The organism is Salinicoccus jeotgali (assembly GCF_039538805.1).
In the GTDB taxonomy this organism is placed as follows: domain Bacteria; phylum Bacillota; class Bacilli; order Staphylococcales; family Salinicoccaceae; genus Salinicoccus; species Salinicoccus jeotgali.
Map to the genome: position 1 here is coordinate 1 of NZ_BAABCK010000012.1, position 19,103 is coordinate 19,103.

A 19,103-nucleotide genomic window follows, 5' to 3' on the forward strand; every position below is an offset into this window, starting at 1 on the left:
ATTTATAAAATTAAAGGTAAGTCATACCGGATGAAACACACTTAGGCTTTCCTCCACAAATTACATTGTCAAAAACCTACATTTTTAGATTGCCGAAAACCTACAATTTTAAGTTGCCCTTGACAACTTATAAAGGTCACTCCATTTTTGACCATATCAATATAGCTCTTTTGAGCAATGTACCCAAACTCTTTTTCTGAAATCTCATTTTCTAAGTAATCGAATAGTAGTTGTTGTATTTTCCCTTGCTCTGATGTATTGCCCCAATCTTGAAGCGCCATTTCCTGCATCAATCCTTTAGCTAAAGGTGAGTAGCTGTGAAAATGAGCATTTATAAGTCCCGGGATTACGAAATAATCTTTGCAATCTATTGTATCCTCTTCATCTTCAACATTTAAATCAAAAACTATTTTATTATCTTTTATTAAAAACTCACCTGTTTCAAATTTCATATCGCTATTCAAAAATGTTACATTATTTAGTTTCATAAGTTGAATCAATTCCCTATTTATTATTAGTTTCAATGAATGTGTTTGATGTTTATACATGCTCAATTATCTTATTTATTTATATGATCGATATAAATCAGTCCATCAAATTGCTCTTGAGGTACCATTTTGGAGTCAAAAAACCCTTCCCAAAAAACTGTATATTGATTTTCTTCGATAAAGTCACTGCTGGCAAAATCAATAAAGACGTCGCTTTGAACCCGGTTCCCGATATAACCTTCTAATGCCTCATCTTTCTCTTTTCTTGGTGTGACATAGTCCTCAGAAACGAGTGCATAACTGTCTGCCTCATTGTGGAATAAACCTACATTATACACACTGTAGTCACTCTCTCGAAGCAACGCTCCGAGAGACTCTACACGCTCGCTTCTCTTTTGCTCGACGAATAATTCATTAGTATATTCTATGGACGTCACATCATAATTAGAATGCCCATTCGCTACCCATACAATGGCTTTATCGTCTTTAGTCATTTGTTCTAATACCTTCTCTGCCATCCCAATCTCTCGATAGTCGTAGTATATAGCGACTCCATCTTCAAAACTAATCTTTGAATAGTACTTATCAATATTTCTCTGTCTTGAAATGATATAGTTTTGTGTTTCCGGAGTTAATTTAATAAAAAAACCTGGCTTCTGATAGCTTCATATACATTGGTAGAGCGCTTGAAATACCCTACTTTTTTTCCTTTTAATAACCCTTTAGAAAACCAGTCCCGTAAGGCGAACTCCGAGCGCTTAAATTCTTCTGCAAGCCCAAGATTGTATTCAGAAATTTCATCAACGATGTTCTCTTCTAAAATTGAGACGGAACTGGCACGTTTACCTGCATATCCAGACGCCCAATCCATCGGCAACACTTGAATGCTTTTATTGCTGCCATCCAAGTATTTATTAAATATTTCATGTTGATATTGGGCAGCCACCCCGTCTGTCATTGGCAACCCTTTTTCTTGGTAATAATTAAACTTTGAGTCGTTTGTCTCCAGAAATAACTTGTTGAACCCGTGCTCTTTAGCCAAGTAATCGATGAGATCAGTTTTTTGCTTCGCGATTTCAGTTGACCAATGCGTACTCTCTCCCAGTATGACAATATCCTGTTTTCCGAGGATATCACCAATCGACTCAATGTCCGACTCCAAGTCATAGTAATCTTTAGTAGGCTCAGTTGCTCCGCGACACCCAGATAGCAGAATGAGCAGTAAAAGTGAAATAGTGATTAATCTACATTGTCTAAGTTTCATTTTAATGATTACTCCTTCTCTTATGTACAGCCACTTTACAAGAATGCCACACCAACCAGGCACTGCGTTCGACTATTAAGTCTTGGTTGATTTCGGTATATGTAATTATTTGGTAAAAGATAAGAATACCAAATGTTTTAAATAGTTAAATATTAATTTTTGATATTGAGAAAATTCATAAATTACTTATTATAATGGTTTCCGCTTCACCGCTTTTTTCAATCCTCTTTGGAGTCCCCTTCGGAACTACACACAGTAAGAAAAACGGAAACCATAAGTACAGCAATCAGTATAGCTTTCTTCATGACTAGCTTCCTCTTCTAAAAATGAATTTATAGTACTTTATGCTAAAAATAATCAGCCTGCCACATCTTATTCTTATTGTTATCTGGGAGATAACATTTTAAAGCATAGTCATTAAGGATATCGCCTTTTTTTCTGAACGGCTATAAATTTTAAACTTACAGAAAAGTTTCTTATTAAATCGATTGTAAAATTTAAAGAACACGTGTGATGGAAGCTTCCTTTGGGAATAACTGAGGATAAAGCTCCGGAAACAGATGATCCGAGAAATTTTTTTATGTATCTGAAAGTGTATGTATAGATTGCTCTATCAGGCTGCTCTATATCAGGCTGAATCTGGGGAGGACGTAACCATGAAATACACCGGCATTGCGCTTGTCATGTTGGCTGCCGTATTTTGGGGGATCAGCGGTGGCATTGCGGATATACTCATGGAAAAAGGGTGGGACCCCCTGATCATCTCTTTTTATCGAGGGGTTGTCGGGTTCATATTCTTCTTTGTATGGTTCATAACCCGCTTCCGGCAAAACTGGATCACCTCGTTGGGTTTTCATCTCTGGTCGGTGCTCGGAGGTATCGGGGTAGCGGGAAACTTCACCTTCTACTTCCTGACCATCCAAGATTCGAGCGTCGCTGTGGCGGCAACTTTGATGTACACGGCACCGATATTCGTCCTGTTTATTTCATTCCTCTTCGGTATGGAACAGTCAACGTGGTTCAAGTGGATTTGCGTCTTCTCCGTTGTCGTCGGCATTGTCCTGCTTACCGGTGCTTATGACCCGGCTTCCATTTCAACTGGCATATTCGGTGTGGTGGCGGGACTGATTGCCGGATTGTCATATGCCCTATTCATCTTCGGCTTCAAAAACGCCTCAGCCATCGGAGGTCCACAGACAGTATTGACCGTCGCCTTTTTAGCATTCTGCCTCATTCTTTTGGGGTTCATAGATATAACTGAGACTTTGAATGTATTGACCTCTGATGACATATGGTGGTTTCTGTTGCTTGGTGTGGTGGGTGCCGGTCTGTCATTTATCATCTATGTAATCGGCGTCCGTCAGACGACGCCGACGAATGCTTCCATGGTCGCCATGGTGGAACCGGTGACGGCTTCGCTGTTTGGTGTCTTCATTCTGGGGGCCGAACTTGGATTCATCCAATTATTTGGTATGGGGATCATACTGGTGACGATTACAGTGCTCAGCGTCAAACAATATGAGCGAAATATTATGTATACTTACGATTAGATTAAAATTTATAAAAGTAGCTGAAAGTCGCTTTAACATCAACGTTCAAATGCTTAGACCTCATTAAATCCCACCACATCCACCTGCCTGGATTCTGTTAAAAACTGTTTTAGAAGATGTAAGTGTGCTGCCCCGATGTATAGTAGTACTCTATCGTGCTTGGCTTGAATAAGTTCCATTATATTCTTATATATAATCAAATTCCGTTGATACCACCATCGCAACCAATCGATTCCTATATAATCTGTCCCCTCACCGATCTGGGCTAACCTCATGTAGGCACGATGATTATCACATGTATTTTCTATTGTGTTGATGATTTTAAGGTTCTCAATGATTGTATTGTTATTTTCAACTTGGCTATTCTTCATGAACATACCATAGACTTCATCATATACATTGGGTTGATGAAGTTTCGCCCACTCCATCACATCTCCCATACCTCTATTGCCGACTGAATCCATCCAATCTACTGCATTAAGTCTATCCATATCCAGATGCTTACCCAGCCGATACATCACTTGATGAACTTCATTTGATTCGAGTATGGACTTATCACTTAAATATGCTTGGTACTCATCGTCCAACAATTTTTGCTTATCTTTTGTAATTTCTACTGCTAAAGCGGTCGGTTTAAAGTCAGCGAGTAGATCTATCAGTTCTTGTAATTGATGCTGGTCTTCTCCCTCATTAAATGTGTCGATGTGGGCCACCATATCGAGGTTTGAAGTAAAGTGATAGGTGCCGACCAAAAGGACTTGTGGTTTCATATAAACACTCCAATATATATTAAATTTAAGTATCTCTCAGTAACACATGCATTCTGTAACCGTTGAAAGATACCCCACCTACTCTTGATGAATGGCTTTCATCCCTTCAGAATAGAATCCATTCCCTCAAAGCGTTTCATAATTCTAGTTTTTTCCTAACCTCCTTAGTTCATTTGCTTAATTACCATGTGCCCCCTATCGCTGATTAATCATTCCTGTATTTGTAATTATTTGGTATAGTATGAGTATAACAGATAAATCTTAATTTTTAGATATTAATATGGGAGTGTGAATCCTTATAATCTTAAATACAGAAGTGACAGGTACCGGAGAGCCTATTATTTTTCTACATACCGGATTGCAGACCGGAAAGGCTGAACTCGACCTCCAAAGAGAGTACTTCAATCAAAATTACCAAGTGATACTTCCCGATTTGCGGGGGCATGGAAAGTCAATATCCGATGATTTTTCCGATTATTTTAACCGCTCTGCCTGTGATCTGGCAGAGACGCTTGATGCATTGGATCTTCGTTCAGCGCATATTGTAGGATGTTCATTAGGGGCGCTTGTCGGTCTCGTATTTGCCAAACAATACTCCAACATGGTAAGCAGTTTAACTTTATCGGGCATCATGCCAGAAAAACCTTCTGATTGGGAAAAAATAAATCAAAATGAAACGGAGCAAATAGAACAGGTGTTGAAAAATCCTGATACTTTCAACTATTTTGACACAATTCATAAGGGTAACTGGCAAGCACTGCTAAAGATTACACAAGATCCCGATTGGTATCCTTTCAACACCACTTCAGATTTATCTATGATACATTGCCCCACCCTTTTTATTATCGGGGAACAAAATGTCAATGAAACAATAGGTGCTATCAAATATCCAGAAATGAACCCCAAGATACATACCGCAGTCATCCCTTTTGCTGGTCACACAGTACACTTGGATAGACCAGAAATTTATAATGAGATTCTGGAAATTTTCCTTAATGGATTTGCATTAAATAATGAAGACTAGTAATTCATTTTAGAGTGTTTCGATATATTCAACCGCTATATCTTAAAGTGGGATTGGATTATTGTTAAATGATATCAAAATAAATTAGAGGCGATATTCATATGATTCAATGTAGGCGTTTTGTTAATGAAGATGCTAAGGAGATTTCAGAATTGGTGAGGCAAACGTTAAAGCAAACAAATATTAAAGACTACTCCCAAAAATATATTGAAGATCAAGTAAGACAAATGGATGAAAACTTCTTTATTGAAAGAGCTCAATTCACAAACTGTTACGTCTTTGTAGATGAAAATACAGAAAAGATTGTTGGAGTCGGTTCTATAGGTGCGTATTGGGGAAGTGAGAATGAAAGCAGTTTGTTTACAATCTTTGTTTCTCCTGACTATCAAGGCAAAGGAGTTGGGAAGAGAATTATGGAGACCCTGGAAGCTGATGAATATTTCATAAGAGCAAATCGTATTGAAATACCTGCTTCCATAACTGCTTTGAACTTTTATTTAAATATGGGATATGATTTTAAAAATGGTTTAGGTGAAGTGGATGAAGAAGGTCTTTATCGTCTTGAAAAATTCAAATGAATCTATAGGCTCTCATCTATTTAAATTAGAGTAACTCTTAAAACCATTCTATTTTTGAAATTATTTAAAAAGATAAATCGTATTTATCTTAAACTATGTTCTGCACATACAACACGAAAAACCAGCCTATCTTTTTAAAAAGACGGCTGGCTCATTTTAATTTATGATACAAGTCACTCTCAAATTGAGTTTACCGATCTGCTGCCTGACAGAGGTGCAGGTCGGTAATATCTCATACCTTCTGTATTCTCCGCTCCCCTATGCTGCTTTAACTCTCGAGCGAATAACTGGATAGCCTAAATCTTCAATAGCTTTTTCAATTGCTTCAATTGTCGTCACTTCGGAATTAAACTCTGCCTTTACTCTGCTTGAGTTGAACATGACTTCGACACTGTCCTTTTCAACGCCGCTCAATCCTTTGAGTGCATTTTCTATTTTCTGGATACATGATGGACAAGTGAGCGTTTCTAGATTAATAACTGCTTTTTGCATAACCAATCTCTCCTTTTAAATTTGAAGTGTTCCTTTATTTCTATCTTTAGTATAACCCGGTTGCTTCATTAATAAATTGATCCATATCAAGTTTCATTCCTATTGTTGAGCATCTAATTGCGAAGATCGCTTCTCCTCTGCGTTTCTTGTCGATTGAGGAGATGGTGTCTTCAGACGATAGCTGAGGAGTCTGACACCATTCAAGATGACTGCAAAAACGCTGAGTTCATGTACTAACATTCCGATGGACATGCTCATCCAGTCACTGAACAGCAGCCCGGCAAACAATACGAGGACAACACCGACGGCAATGACGATGTTTTGCTTCATGTTGCTCGCAATTGACTGCGTCAGCCCCATTGCATGGGCCAGATGGCTGAAATCTGATTTCATCAAGACGACGTCCGAAGTCTCAATCGCAACGTCTGTCCCGCTGCCCATCGCAATGCCGATGTCCGCAAGCGCCAAGGATGGGCTGTCATTAATGCCGTCTCCGACAAATGCCACAATCTGACCGGCGTTCTGCATCTCTTTTATATAGGCAGATTTATCTTCCGGCAGCATATTGCCGTGTGCTTCGGTCAAACCCAGTTCGCCCGCTACTAGGTCCACTGTGCCCTGGTTGTCGCCTGAGAGGACGACCAAGTTCTTTGCACCGAGCCGTTTCAGTTTTTGTAGTTCTTGTTTTACGCCGGGTCTGACCTGATCTCGAATGCCTATGAGCACTTTCAATTCACCATCGATGGCAGTCAGGACCAGCGAGTTCCCATTCTTTTCGAAACGGGTGATATCCTTCTTGGCTTGTGGACTCAATATAGCATCTTCTCTCTCCATCAACGCAGCGTTTCCGACAGCCACGCGGTGCCCATTGACCATGGCAACAATACCTTCGCCCTTTACGACTTCAGTGCCGGTTACTGGAGATGCTTCCGTTTTTCCGATATCTGCCAACACAGCTTTTGCCAATGGATGATCTGATTCCCTTTCGACACTGGCCAAGTAGCTCAAAATCGTATCTTTCTCGGCTTCTGTGCCATAAAACGCTTTCTCTGACACTTCAGGATTGCCTACCGTGAGGGTACCTGTCTTATCGAAAACAATTGTGTCTACCCTGCTGAAATCATTGATGACTTCACTGCCCTTTAAAAGTACGCCGTTGCGGGCACCGTTTCCGATTCCGGATACATTGGAGACCGGGACGCCGATGACTAACGCGCCGGGACATCCTAAAACAAGAGCGGTGATGGCCATTTCTATATTTTGTGTAAAGAGCCAGATTACAACCGCAATAATTAACACTGCTGGAGTATAGTATTTGGAAAACCGATCGATAAACCGTTCTGCTTCTGACTTGGAATCCTGCGCATCCTCGACCAATTCGATGATGCGGCCAAAAGTGGTGTCTTCCCCGACACGATCCGCTTGAATTTGAATCGTCCCATTTTCTAGGATGGTGCCTGCGAATACATCCAACCCCTCCCCTTTAGTGACCGGGACCGACTCTCCAGTGATACTCGCTTCATTGATGTATCCTTCACCGGTCAGCACGGTGCCATCTACAGGGATGCTCGATCCAGTCCGGACCAATAGGATGTCACCTTCATCGACATCGAATATATCCACTTCTTCGAACTCCCCGTCTGCTGCCTGTTTTAATGCTCGCTCTGGTGCTATTTCAGTCAATTCCTTGATGGCAGAACGCGTCTTATTCAAAGAACGCTGTTCTAAATAGGCGCCGAATAGGAATAGGAAGGTTACGATGGCGGACTCTTCATAGTTTTGGATCAGGACCGCCCCAACTACCGCAATGGTCACCAGCACGTCAATGCTGACGACTTTCACTTTGAGCGCCTGATAGGCTTGAATGGCAATCGGGGCGATTCCGAGAATGGATGCGATGATGAGGGCCCCATTAAACAGAGTGGCATTGTCCAAGGCAAAATGTCCAAAGAAACCTAAGATGATCAGAAAACCGCTTATTACTGTAATCATATTCTTTTTACCTAAAATATACCTTTGCATGTTACTCCCTCCAGAGTTTGAATTATGTATGCAGACTTGATTAATTCCTTCTATCTTCAATATAGGACACTCTATGTCTAATTAACTTAACGCAGATCAATTTTCGGCACTCTTTTTGAATATCCTGTAAGAATATGAGGAATCATGTAAAAGATATCGGTTAAGGTTGTTTCAGATGATTCATGAAAGTACTTGTGGAGAATAGATGGGGAAAAGCAACTGGGTCTGGCAGGGGATGATGAAGAATAAGGTGCATCTACACAATCAAAAAGGAACCCTGTACCTTAAAATGGCACAGACTTCCCTTTTCCAACGGGTCATTACTGATGTTGACTAATTCTGTTCATCGTCACATAAATGGAGACTTGAGCTTCACTGTCATTCAGGAAGCCTATCATTTCATCCCCTCCAATATGGATGACATCATCTTTCGTTACAGAAATTTCTTCTCCGTCAACAGTAAACCTCCCCTCGCCCTTCAAAACATTCAGATATAGTTCACATCCTGGATGCTTATGCTCGGGCATCTTTTGGCCAGACAAAAAATTCAGGACGAATACCGTACAGTCGATTGTCTTGAATACATTTATCTTTGTGAACCGTTCTTCATTGAATTTCAGTGCAGATCCAATATATTTTTTCTCCATTCCCTTCATCTCCTTTGAATGCGTAGCTTTTCGTCAAAACATAAGTATAATGGCTGATATGATTACTGCGCTGTGTGCTACATGGTGCAAGGCAGCGAGTTCCATGGGATTATGGCCTTCCGATTTATAGAAGCGGTGTATGAGCGCAACTGCTGCGGGGAGTGACAGGAGTACCCACATTGATGAATAGACCAGAAGACTGCTGATATAAGTCAGAATCAGGAGGACAGCCAACAAGATTATGGCTCTTTCCCTGCCGATTCTGATGGCAATGGTCCTCCGTGTCGACCAATCCTTCTCTATATCGCGGATATTGTTGGTCAATACCATCGTTGCCATCAGTAATGCGAATGGGAGCGGATATATCAGCATCATCCAATCCATCCCGGCACCTTGTACAAGCATCGCAATGATGACGGGAAGCGGCCCCAGGGAGATGGCGGCTGCAACTTCACCAAGTCCGAGACTTGAGAGTGAACGTCGGCCCGATGAGTAGCAATAGCCTAACACGAGCCCGGTGATGCCAAGTGGAATGATCCAGAAACTGCTATTGGCAGCAAGCCACAGTGTGAGGATCGAAACGATGAAAACGAGCACAGCCGAAACATACGGCACCTGCCTGTAATGCGGTGTCAAAAACGAGGTGTATTGACTGTGGGCATACCATTTTCCTTCCTCCTGGCCTTTCATGAAATCGAAATAATCATTCAGCATATTAACTGCTGCCTGTATCAGTACACTGGTGATAAGTACTACTATGAAATGCGAAAAATTGAGTCCTGTAAGATGTGAGCCAATCAGCGTCCCGGCAGTCACCGGCATGATTGATGCCGTCAAAGTAACCGGACGGATGATGCGGAACCAGGTGGAATGGTAACTGAAGTCGGAAGCCATATTCCTGTATCCCAATAGATGAGCCATAATACATATCCCCTTTCTAAAGCATGAGCATAAGCGTGAGCAGAACAATGAAGCCCGCTCCCTCGACACTTTCCACGAAAACAAGGCCTGCCAATGAACGTATCAGCGGAGTGTAGTCTCCCGTGGACGCAGCCTCCCAAATGGTACCTTCAGAAAGTACGCGCATAGCGTATGGATAACCGATAAAAGTACCCCAAATCAAAGTCAGTACGCCTATGATGAGAGCTGAAAACCACACAATACCGTAATGGGTCTGCCATATCATACCGAAACTTTTCACAGGCCCGAGCCATGTTCCGAGCAGAATCCCCGTCAGGATGACTCCAGCGCCAATCATCGTGAAAAGATAATGACTATGTTTCATTATGGCCTTTATTGTCCTTCTTGCATCCTGCAGGGGGAAAATTTTTAACAAAGGAAAAACACCCCATCCGACGAAAAGGAGCCCCCCTACCCAATTTATAGCCAAAAATATATGGATCCAGAGCAGCGTCTGGTAGATAGTCCAATTCATCGGCTTTCATCTCCTCTATTCCATTATGAGTCGATTACAGAATAAATTCCTTGACCACGGTCAATTTTTATTGTTTACAAGCGCTCGAATAAATAGAAAAGAGACGAAAACCCATAAGAATTTTCATCTCTCTGTCTGCTTCTATATTTAAATGGCTTCTAGGACTCATCAGAGGAAACATGTTTCTTTATAGATTGATGACAGGCACTAAATTTCAAAAAAATTGTGTACATGATTTTCGTTATTTGGAGAAGATGATGAAATGTTCAGTAATACCTATTTATGGGCCCGCTCAACTGCAGGTCATTCAGAAGATTTTAACCTTTCCTTAAATACAAAAGCCCCGTCATTTGTTAAATGACGGGGCTACTTACTAACATTCTCATTAATCTGATGTAGTCGAATGTTGTCTATCCTAGTGCAACATCGAGAATCATCATAATGGTGAACCCGATCATAAGGCTCATGGAGGCAAGATCAGTATTTCCATTTTCCTGGGAGCCAGGGATGACTTCTTCAGCGACAACGAAAATCATCGCGCCTGCAGCAAAAGCCAATGCATAGGGCAGCAGAGGCTGCATGACGATGACTGCAAGCGCCCCCGTAATCCCGGCGATGGGTTCAACGATGCCGGATGCTTGTCCGTAGGCGAAACTTTTCCTTCTGGACATCCCTTCACGCCGGAGCGGCATCGATACGGCCAAACCTTCAGGGAAGTTTTGAATACCGATACCAATTGCCAGCGCTATGGCGCCTCCGAGTGAGGCAGATGGCAAGTCAGCGGCAACAGCTCCGAATGCAACCCCGACAGCCAGTCCCTCTGGAATATTATGCAATGTTATGGCTAGGACAAGAAGCGTGCTGCGTCTTTTTCGATCGGGATTAATACCTTCTGCCGACTCCATGGCCAATCCCGGATGAAGGTGTGGGAGAAGCTTATCGGCCAGCCAGAGGAAACCACCACCAGCTAAAAAGCCGATTGCGACTGGCGCCCAAACCGGTAAAGCACCGCCTTCAGCCTTTTCCAACGCCGGTGCCAGTAAAGACCAGAAACTCGCAGCAATCATGACCCCTCCGGCAAACCCGAGCATACTGTCCATGAATCGCTGGTTAAAACCTTTCGTTGCAAAAACAAGTGCTGCACCAAGGGCGGTCATGCCCCATGTAAAGAGTGTGGCAATAGTTGCTTGTAAAATTGGGTTCAATCCCAGAAAATAATCAAACATGCTGCATGAATCCTCCTTGTATAAATATTTAAAATATCTAGTTAATCTCCTATCTCTCCTATAACCATTATTCGTTACGCCTTAAACTCATCCAATAGGGTAACATCCCTTTAGTAAATTACGATTGCCCGACAGATCTTAACCATCAACAGAGGATAAAGAATCCCCATCCGATTTGTTGACAATCGTATTATACTCATTTCATGAGCATGAATATGATTTTTAGGTTACTCTAAATTATTATGCAATACAAGAAATAAATTGTAAATAATTTTGTCATTGTCCTCTTGACCGGATATTTTAAATCCATATATACGAAAAAGGCCAACGTATGGCGTAAGTCATACGTTGGCCTTCAGAATACATATTTTAATAGGCTTATAAATGTCTCGCGAAAGTATATTACTGTTCCAGGCCAAGTTCTCGGGAGCTTGATTCTCTGATTTCCTTCAACAATTCACTGTCTTCTATCAAAGAGTGTCCATATGAAGGAATCATTTCCTTTATTTTGGACGCCCATTTCCTTTTATGCTGTGGGAAATTTTTCTCCAGGACTTCCAACACGACAGATACAGATATAGAAGCGCCCGGTGATTCACCCAGCAGAGCAATGACCGAATTATCTTTGGAATGCACGACTTCAGTCCCGAATTGAATAAAGCCTCTCCCGTATTCTTCAGTATCTTTGATCACTTGTACACGCTTGCCGGCTACTAGCAGATCCCAATCTTCATCTTTTGCATCGGGAACGAATTTCCTCAATTCTTTCATCCGGTCCTCCTTATCCATCATGACCTGCTCAATGGAATATTTGACCAGAGGCATATTCTTGATGCCTGCCGAAAGCATCGTCACTACATTACTCGGGTTGATGGATTTGAAGAGATCTGAATTGGAGCCGTTTTTAAGGAATTTGGGTCCAATCGCCGCAAAAGGACCGAACAACAAGCTTTCCTCCCCCTGGATATAGCGCCTATCCAGATGCGGAACAGTCATAGGCGGCGTGTTCGGTGGCTCTTTCCCATAAACTTTGGCGTTATGCTTTTTGACTGCCTCAGGATTGCTGCAGACTAGAAATGCGCCGCTTATAGGGAATCCACCAAGATTTCTGCTCTCAGGAATTTTTGTTTTCTGGAGCAGCGGTATTGCATTGCCACCGGCCCCGATAAAGATATGATCCGCCACGTGATAATCGACTGTATCATTCTCAAGGTTACGCACTTTGACGCCCCACTTGCCGTCTCTTCTTCTCTCGAAATCAAGCACCTCATGATTATAATGAACTTGTGCATTGTCATGTTCACTGATGTTTTTCATTAATTTTCTGGTCAGTTCACCAAAATTGACATCGGTGCCCGAATTAATTTTACTTGCCGCGACAGGCTGATCGGATGGACGTCCTTCCATCATCAGAGGCATCCATTTCTTCAATACATTGAAATCCTCTGAATACTCCATACCTTCGAACATCGGCAGCGGAGACAATGCTTCATACCGTTTTCTTAAAAATTTCATATTATCCGTGCCTTGGACAAAACTTATATGAGGCAATGGATGTATAAACTCCCGTGGATTTTGTATTTCATTATTTTTAACTAGATGTGCCCAAAATTGCTTAGAGACTTCAAATTGTTCATTTATCTCTTTTGCCTTCTCGATATCTATCGAGCCATCTTCCTGTTCGACTGTATAGTTCAGTTCACACAATGCTGCGTGACCTGTTCCAGCATTATTTTTTTCATTCGAACTCTCCATCGCCGGCTGATCCAACTTTTCGAAAACTTTGATATCCCAGTCCGGTTCTATATTCTTTAAAAATGAACCGAATGTGCCGCTCAATACACCTGCGCCGATCAGGATGACACTCTTTGATTTTGAATTATCCACTTAATGACCGCCTTTCTTATTAAAAATGTCGCCTTTTAACACTGTAATTTTACTGATTCATAATGCACCCTATTTTGGATATAAGTATATTGATGAATATTCCATTTTATATCCATCCTCTATTTCTTTATATGATCCATGTATATCAATCCATCAAACTGTTCCTGGGGTATCATTTTATAATCGTGATATCCGACCCAATAAGCTGTATATTGATTTTTTTCGATAAAATCGCTCGTAGCAAAATCGATGAAAACATCTTCCTGAAGGCGGTTACCGATATACCCCTCTAATATACTATCCTTCTCTTTTCTCGGTGTAACATAATCCGTAGGATAGAATTCATAATCGTCGGATGCATTATAAAATAATCCTACATTATATACACTATACTTACTTTCTCGTAACAACGCACCAAAAGATTCCACGCGCTCATCTTCATTTTGCTCTACAAACGTTTCACTGAGATACTCTATAGAGGTCACATCATAATTCGAATGCAGATTCGCAACCCAAACAATTGCTTTGTCATTACGGTCCATTTGCTCCAACACTTTCTCAGACATTCCAATTTCACGATAATCGTTATACTCTGCCATCCCATTCTTAAAGGTAATATTTGAGTAGTACTTTTCAATGTTTTCCTGTCTTGATATGATATAATTTTGTGCCGCTGAAGTTAATTCACTAAAGAAGGTTTGGGTTTTAATATTCTCATATACATTGGTAGGCTGCTCCAAACGCCCTACTTTTTCTCCTTGGAATACCCCTTTAGAAAACCAATATCGTAAGGCGAATTCCGACCGCTTAAATTCTTCGGCAAGATCTAGGTCATGTTCAGAAATTTCCTCCACAATATTTTCTTCCAAGAGGGAAACAGAACTGGCACTATAGCCTGCAATATAGGGGGACCAATCCATAGGCAGTACTTCGACATTATCAACTGTCCCATCCAAGTACTTTTCAAATGACTCGTGTTGGTACTGAGTCACTACTCCATCTATCACTGACAAACCACTCTCTTGATAGTAATTAAATTCTGAGTCGCCTGTTTCCAAAAATAACTTATTGAAACCATGCTCTTCAGCCAAGTAATCGATAAGATCAGTTTTTTGTTTCGCGATTTCTGATGACCAATGCGTACTTTCACCGAGGATGACAATATCCTGTTCTCCGAGTATATCTCCGATCGCTTCAATGTCGTCGTCTAACTTATAGTACTCTTTAGGGGGTTCAGATTCTCCTTCACATCCGGATAACAGGACCGTAAGTAAAAAAGAGAGGCCTATTAATATATAGTCTTTAAAACTCATTTGATGATCGCTCCTCTATAATTATGATCTTTAAAATCAGTATATTTACGAGAATAAGTACGTCACCTATGGACTGAGATGAAGTTGCCAGCTTTACCAGTTATCGATATTGAAATCATATTATAAAGTCATGGCGATTTCGATATATGTAATTATTTGGTATAATGTAAGTGTAACAAATATTTTAAACATTTAAACATTTTATTTAATTGCATATAAAGTTTCAGCGTAGATAGGAAATTACGAAAAATATAATTCAATGTTGATCATAATCTGCAAAAAACACTTAATACAGGAACGTTTGATAACCATTCATATACTATTTTATTTGGCTTTTATTGAATTTGAAGGTTTGTCTTAATAATGTTTTGAAAGAGAAAATATTGTTGTAATATAATTTTTGATGACTATGTACATTAGTTTTAAAATCAGTGTGATTAAAGTGAAGAAATTTGGAATACTGATATTGAAGGGAGATATAGAATCTATATGAAAAGGTTGTCTTGGATGGGTGAAGCCTCATTATATAGTATACTCCTTTCCATCATTCTCTTTATGGTTATTATGTTAAGGGGAACCCTTATTGGATTAAATACAACTATAGAAATATCAATAATTATTATATTATTAGTGTTATCCTTCATTTTCTCTGTATGGAGTCTTCTAAAAAAAACAGAAAGCAATATTATTCCAGTCGTATCTCTCTTTTTAGCAATCGCATTCGGCATCTTCTTTTTATTTATTTATATCATATCAGGTATGACGGCTGATCAAAGGTAAGAATAAATAGCTTGATTTGTAAGTTCCCAGAAGCCATCAACATACTTAGTAAATCATTGAATTATTGGATATGTTTAGAAGAATATTGGTTTTCATAAGAGGCAATGAACTGTCTAGCTTATTTTGACGAATGAAAAACATAAAAGCAGTCGCGGTAAAATTGGCCTTTTTCGCGACTGCTTAATTATTTACTTTGGTAAAATATAAATATATTTAATCAACAGGTTCATTATTGACTTCTTGGTAATCGAAAATCATAAATCCTTGTGGTGTTTCAACGATACTATATTCTACTTCTGTTAATCGTTTTCCGTTGGAGGTTGCATGTGAATATTTTCTGGTGGTCGTTACTTCATAGGTATTCCCATCCGATTGAGTAACATCTTTAACATTTATACCGTAAGTTTCATGGTTCCGATAATTTCCTGAATCTTTATTGGCAGAGATTTTTTCAAAATTAGGGGAGTTTTCGCGAGTGAAGGTCATAATGTCTTCTGCATTACCATTGTAGTAGGCCATCAACTCTTCAATATACCCTTCTATAAAATGAGTGATTCTTTTCTCTTCCTCACTCAATTCGCCTGTCTCTTCGGAGTCTGGGTCGGCAACCTGTTCAACATCATCAGGCACATCATCCATCGTCATTATATCAACGATCTTCTCGCCGGCTTCATTATCATGCAGCCAAAAAGTACCGATGACTGTGGAATCTTCCTTGTCTTCTATTTCATATTTCATCAATTGCTGGCCGCTCACAGGTCCGCCTTCTGTTTCATACACATCGACATCCGGTGTGCCTAATGCATCGACCACTTTTTCATACGGCAATCCGGCATAATACATTACATTGGTTACAGTATTCTCTTCTGGATTCGCCGTTTCTTCTGTCTGTTCATCTTCATTTATAAATGGACCGGGGTCTGAATAATTGACGCCCAGATTGCCATATATGACTACAGGTCCACCATGCCCTGGGTAAATCAGATCATAAGACCCGTATCGTGCCTCTACTTCTGCACGGGACATCCCTTCAGTAATGACATCTTGTGAAAATGTCAGGTTTTCCGTCTTTACACCGTCCGGATCAAATAATGTCTGCTGCACTGAGTTGGAGTGGATGTCGAATGCAGTTGCATTCTGCTTATTATTACTCTCATCTGTTTGGCCGTCGGAACTTTCTGTTGTTGACTCATTTCTATTATTCTTGCTTTCTTCAGTTGGTTCTTCTGACGAAGCACCAGCATCCGGCTCTTCATTGTTTTTTTCGTTCTCTGAAGCGTTGGTATCGGCATTGTCCCCAGAATCCTGCACTGACGCCTCTTCTGTACCGGTTTTTGTACTATCAGCCTCATCATCGGATGCTGCGTCTGATTGGCAGCTTGAAAGTATGAGTAACGATAAAATTGAAAATAAAACTAATCGCATCAAAACGCTCCTTATATTGAATTCATTCGATTTTTTCAACCACTTATTATCTTTCTACCCGTAATATATCAGCCTCAGTCTCTTAATTTTTTTGGAGAGTAAAGCAGTCAGGCCCATTCTATCTCGATGACCATAAAAATGCTGCAGGTTGTATAACCTGCAGCATTTTCTGTCTTACACCTAAAAACTCACACTATTTTCTCTCGTATGACCAAGTCCATTCTGATCCGTCTGAAGAGAAATGATATACATATTCACCCATCTGATCAGTTAAATGAAAATCATAAGTGCCATTGAGCACTGGGGTTTCATTCAATTGCTCGGGGTTATTATGTGCCAGATCAATTAATTCATACGCTGTGAAATTCTTGTTCGTGCCATATACCCACTCCCAATACATGCCGTCGTAAGAGAAATCAAATTCGTAACCATCATAGTTGAAATTATGATGATAAGGGGTTTCCTGCAATGGCGCTTCATTCAGTGTCTGCGGTGAATACATGGCGAGATTGGCAAGGTCCTCCTGCATGCCGTCCATATTTTGACTTGAATCCATGTCTTGTTCCTGACCATCCATATTGGATTGTTCGGCCTGCATTTGCTGTTCTTTTTGGAAAAGTGCTGCCACAGCTTCATTAAATTCTACTTGAGACAATTCTCCAAAGTCCTTCTTATAGGCCAACTCATTAATTTTGTCCTGAGATTCCTGGGACATCCAAGTCGGATCAAAATCCGTGTTCGCCCAGCCATCTCCATCCGGATCGGTTTCAGCAGGCAGTACTTCCCCCCAGACCGTTTTGGCACCGGCTTCCTCTTCTGCTTGTGCTGTACCGCTTAATCCTGTAAACATCAATGTCCCCGCTACTAATGTCGAACTGAGAAAAACTGATCTCTTAATCCAACAACTTCCTTTCATTGATTATGATTATTTCCAATTTAAGGATAACTTACATTTATAATTAATTCAATTGTATGTATTTTCAGTCATTAATGATGCGATAGGAAAATTATAAAGAAGGGAGGATCAAGGATTATGGCATTTTGCATCTTGATACGCCCAGCCAGAAATGTTCATCCATTTCGAATATCAAGTTCCTCTCTTTAGAGAAATAACTAAATATAATTTTTCGTATAATCACAATAGATAACAACGACGAGGCGAGTTAATGTATAATGTACGTTTAACGGAAAGTGTACTGTATTGCTGTTATTTCAGTGAACATCCGTTTATTCAGGAGACCAACCAGGCAATTTTAATGCTATAGTCGGGACTTTAAATAAAGTAACCGTCAGAGGATACACGAAATAGAATCAAGGAGAAATTAAAATGAAGTTTACAAGTATTATCGAAGAACCCGGAAGTACCCACCGTACTTCCGATAGAAAAAAATTACGATTCAACGTCGAAATGACAGGAGGAAAATCATGACTGCAGAAAATGAAAATACTAGTTTATTTTCCCTCCGTTCAGTAGGATCTCTGATTGTTCTAGTTGTATTGGGTGCATCACTGCTTTGGGTGAGCTTCAATATGGAACTGCCCTCACCAGAAGCGTTGCGTGAAACCATACTTGACTATGGTTGGGCCGGCTGGCTAGTGTTTCTCGGAATCACTTCCGCAATAGCCATCACACCTATTCCCGTAACGGTGCCAGCCCTGGTGGCAGGGTCCCTGTATGGCTTGATAGAAGGAACACTACTTTCCTTCTCCGGCGTGATGCTCGGTTCCTGGATCGGTTACTGGTTAGCTCGTGCTTTAGGCCAGCGCATCGTTTTCCGTCTTTTAGGCCGCCACAGTACCATCGTACAAAATTACCTAAGCAATGCAGGATTCTGGGCAATGTGCACTGTAAGGTTAATGCCTGCATTGCCCTACTGGCCAATAAATTATGGAGCTGGTGCTTTAGGTGTGAAACAATATGCATTCGTGTCCGCCACCTTTGTTGCTTCCATACCCGGTCAAATTTCTCTAGTTGCGTTGGGAGCATTTGCATCAAACCCATCAATTTTCCACGGCACAGTATTGGTCATTGCTTGGGTTGCGGTGTTGGTGTCGACCTGGATTTCTTATAAATACTGGCGGAACACAGCCCCTGATCGAAAGGATGCATAATCGATAGAAGAATAGGATTAGCTTTATATTTTGGTGCCAGTTGAAAAATCCCGATCAATGCACATTTTTGTAACATGTGCATTAATCGGG

At 40.7% G+C, this 19,103-nt stretch carries 18 protein-coding genes; 4 read left to right on the forward strand and 14 right to left on the reverse strand.

Annotated elements, in window-relative coordinates:
- Positions 1-68 precede the first annotated feature (68 nt).
- From ABD734_RS01720 to ABD734_RS01730, 3 genes are all read right to left on the reverse strand, one after another.
- On the reverse strand, positions 69-488 hold the full coding sequence (locus tag ABD734_RS01720) for an amidohydrolase family protein (RefSeq protein ID WP_344700894.1): 420 nt from the start codon (positions 486-488) through the stop codon (positions 69-71).
- A gap of 71 nt (positions 489-559) precedes the next feature.
- Positions 560-1,129 (reverse strand): erythromycin esterase family protein, encoded by a 570-nt coding sequence (locus tag ABD734_RS01725; RefSeq protein ID WP_344701046.1) that lies wholly within the window; start codon positions 1,127-1,129, stop codon positions 560-562.
- Positions 1,120-1,752, reverse strand: coding sequence for a hypothetical protein (locus tag ABD734_RS01730; protein WP_344700895.1), 633 nt, complete (start codon positions 1,750-1,752; stop codon positions 1,120-1,122). Before ABD734_RS01730 ends, ABD734_RS01725 begins: the two co-directional genes overlap by 10 nt.
- Before the next feature lie 656 nt (positions 1,753-2,408).
- On the opposite strand from ABD734_RS01730, the gene ABD734_RS01735 reads away from it, so the two are divergent.
- Positions 2,409-3,302 (forward strand): DMT family transporter, encoded by an 894-nt coding sequence (locus ABD734_RS01735; RefSeq protein ID WP_344700896.1) that lies wholly within the window; start codon positions 2,409-2,411, stop codon positions 3,300-3,302.
- Between the two features lie 53 nt (positions 3,303-3,355).
- Here ABD734_RS01735 and ABD734_RS01740 read toward each other — a convergent pair whose 3' ends face one another.
- Positions 3,356-4,072 carry a DUF5694 domain-containing protein gene (locus ABD734_RS01740; protein WP_344700897.1) on the reverse strand — a complete coding sequence of 239 codons (717 nt, stop codon included), beginning with the start codon at positions 4,070-4,072 and terminating at the stop codon, positions 3,356-3,358.
- Between the two features lie 316 nt (positions 4,073-4,388).
- On the opposite strand from ABD734_RS01740, the gene ABD734_RS01745 reads away from it, so the two are divergent.
- Positions 4,389-5,096 carry an alpha/beta fold hydrolase gene (locus tag ABD734_RS01745; protein ID WP_344700898.1) on the forward strand — a complete coding sequence of 236 codons (708 nt, stop codon included), beginning with the start codon at positions 4,389-4,391 and terminating at the stop codon, positions 5,094-5,096.
- 101 nt (positions 5,097-5,197) lie between these two features.
- Positions 5,198-5,674 (forward strand): GNAT family N-acetyltransferase, encoded by a 477-nt coding sequence (locus tag ABD734_RS01750; RefSeq protein ID WP_344700899.1) that lies wholly within the window; start codon positions 5,198-5,200, stop codon positions 5,672-5,674.
- Positions 5,675-5,932: 258 nt separating this feature from the next.
- On the opposite strand, the gene ABD734_RS01755 is transcribed toward ABD734_RS01750, so the two are convergent.
- The 10 genes from ABD734_RS01755 to ABD734_RS01800 form a co-directional block, all read right to left on the reverse strand.
- The gene (locus ABD734_RS01755) at positions 5,933-6,166 is read right to left on the reverse strand and encodes a heavy-metal-associated domain-containing protein (RefSeq protein WP_344700900.1); all 234 of its coding nucleotides are present in this window, start codon (positions 6,164-6,166) and stop codon (positions 5,933-5,935) included.
- A 99-nt stretch (positions 6,167-6,265) separates the two neighbouring features.
- Positions 6,266-8,188: a heavy metal translocating P-type ATPase gene (locus tag ABD734_RS01760; RefSeq protein ID WP_344700901.1), complete on the reverse strand. Its 1,923-nt coding sequence runs from the start codon at positions 8,186-8,188 to the stop codon at positions 6,266-6,268.
- A gap of 320 nt (positions 8,189-8,508) precedes the next feature.
- Complete coding sequence (locus tag ABD734_RS01765) at positions 8,509-8,835, reverse strand: cupin domain-containing protein (protein ID WP_344700902.1); 327 nt, start codon at positions 8,833-8,835, stop codon at positions 8,509-8,511.
- Positions 8,836-8,868: 33 nt separating this feature from the next.
- Positions 8,869-9,756, reverse strand: coding sequence for a prenyltransferase (locus ABD734_RS01770; RefSeq protein WP_344700903.1), 888 nt, complete (start codon positions 9,754-9,756; stop codon positions 8,869-8,871).
- A 16-nt stretch (positions 9,757-9,772) separates the two neighbouring features.
- Positions 9,773-10,270, reverse strand: a complete 498-nt coding sequence (locus ABD734_RS01775; protein WP_344700904.1) for a hypothetical protein — start codon at positions 10,268-10,270, stop codon at positions 9,773-9,775.
- A gap of 410 nt (positions 10,271-10,680) precedes the next feature.
- Positions 10,681-11,496 (reverse strand): ZIP family metal transporter, encoded by an 816-nt coding sequence (locus ABD734_RS01780; RefSeq protein ID WP_344700905.1) that lies wholly within the window; start codon positions 11,494-11,496, stop codon positions 10,681-10,683.
- Between the two features lie 402 nt (positions 11,497-11,898).
- A complete protein-coding gene (gene mqo / locus ABD734_RS01785) occupies positions 11,899-13,383 on the reverse strand; it encodes a malate dehydrogenase (quinone) (RefSeq protein ID WP_344700906.1) in 1,485 nt (494 codons plus the stop codon).
- 119 nt (positions 13,384-13,502) lie between these two features.
- Positions 13,503-14,696: an erythromycin esterase family protein gene (locus ABD734_RS01790; RefSeq protein ID WP_344700907.1), complete on the reverse strand. Its 1,194-nt coding sequence runs from the start codon at positions 14,694-14,696 to the stop codon at positions 13,503-13,505.
- 993 nt (positions 14,697-15,689) lie between these two features.
- Complete coding sequence (locus ABD734_RS01795) at positions 15,690-16,901, reverse strand: hypothetical protein (RefSeq protein WP_344700908.1); 1,212 nt, start codon at positions 16,899-16,901, stop codon at positions 15,690-15,692.
- Positions 16,902-17,094: 193 nt separating this feature from the next.
- Positions 17,095-17,751 carry a hypothetical protein gene (locus tag ABD734_RS01800; protein ID WP_344700909.1) on the reverse strand — a complete coding sequence of 219 codons (657 nt, stop codon included), beginning with the start codon at positions 17,749-17,751 and terminating at the stop codon, positions 17,095-17,097.
- Between the two features lie 575 nt (positions 17,752-18,326).
- Between ABD734_RS01800 and ABD734_RS01805 the strand changes: the two genes are divergently transcribed.
- Positions 18,327-19,013 (forward strand): TVP38/TMEM64 family protein, encoded by a 687-nt coding sequence (locus tag ABD734_RS01805; protein WP_344700910.1) that lies wholly within the window; start codon positions 18,327-18,329, stop codon positions 19,011-19,013.
- The last annotated feature ends 90 nt before the right edge of the window (positions 19,014-19,103 follow it).

Coding starts and splice junctions, on each gene's coding strand:
- ABD734_RS01720 (WP_344700894.1), bottom strand. CDS start 488: ATGAAACTAAATAATGTAACATTTTTGAATAGCGATATGAAATTTGAA.
- ABD734_RS01730 (WP_344700895.1), bottom strand. CDS start 1,752: ATGAAACTTAGACAATGTAGATTAATCACTATTTCACTTTTACTGCTC.
- ABD734_RS01735 (WP_344700896.1), top strand. CDS start 2,409: ATGAAATACACCGGCATTGCGCTTGTCATGTTGGCTGCCGTATTTTGG.
- ABD734_RS01740 (WP_344700897.1), bottom strand. CDS start 4,072: ATGAAACCACAAGTCCTTTTGGTCGGCACCTATCACTTTACTTCAAAC.
- ABD734_RS01750 (WP_344700899.1), top strand. CDS start 5,198: ATGATTCAATGTAGGCGTTTTGTTAATGAAGATGCTAAGGAGATTTCA.
- ABD734_RS01755 (WP_344700900.1), bottom strand. CDS start 6,166: ATGCAAAAAGCAGTTATTAATCTAGAAACGCTCACTTGTCCATCATGT.
- ABD734_RS01760 (WP_344700901.1), bottom strand. CDS start 8,188: ATGCAAAGGTATATTTTAGGTAAAAAGAATATGATTACAGTAATAAGC.
- ABD734_RS01765 (WP_344700902.1), bottom strand. CDS start 8,835: ATGGAGAAAAAATATATTGGATCTGCACTGAAATTCAATGAAGAACGG.
- ABD734_RS01770 (WP_344700903.1), bottom strand. CDS start 9,756: ATGGCTCATCTATTGGGATACAGGAATATGGCTTCCGACTTCAGTTAC.
- ABD734_RS01775 (WP_344700904.1), bottom strand. CDS start 10,270: ATGAATTGGACTATCTACCAGACGCTGCTCTGGATCCATATATTTTTG.
- ABD734_RS01780 (WP_344700905.1), bottom strand. CDS start 11,496: ATGTTTGATTATTTTCTGGGATTGAACCCAATTTTACAAGCAACTATT.
- ABD734_RS01790 (WP_344700907.1), bottom strand. CDS start 14,696: ATGAGTTTTAAAGACTATATATTAATAGGCCTCTCTTTTTTACTTACG.
- ABD734_RS01795 (WP_344700908.1), bottom strand. CDS start 16,901: ATGCGATTAGTTTTATTTTCAATTTTATCGTTACTCATACTTTCAAGC.
- ABD734_RS01800 (WP_344700909.1), bottom strand. CDS start 17,751: ATGTTTACAGGATTAAGCGGTACAGCACAAGCAGAAGAGGAAGCCGGT.
- ABD734_RS01805 (WP_344700910.1), top strand. CDS start 18,327: ATGACTGCAGAAAATGAAAATACTAGTTTATTTTCCCTCCGTTCAGTA.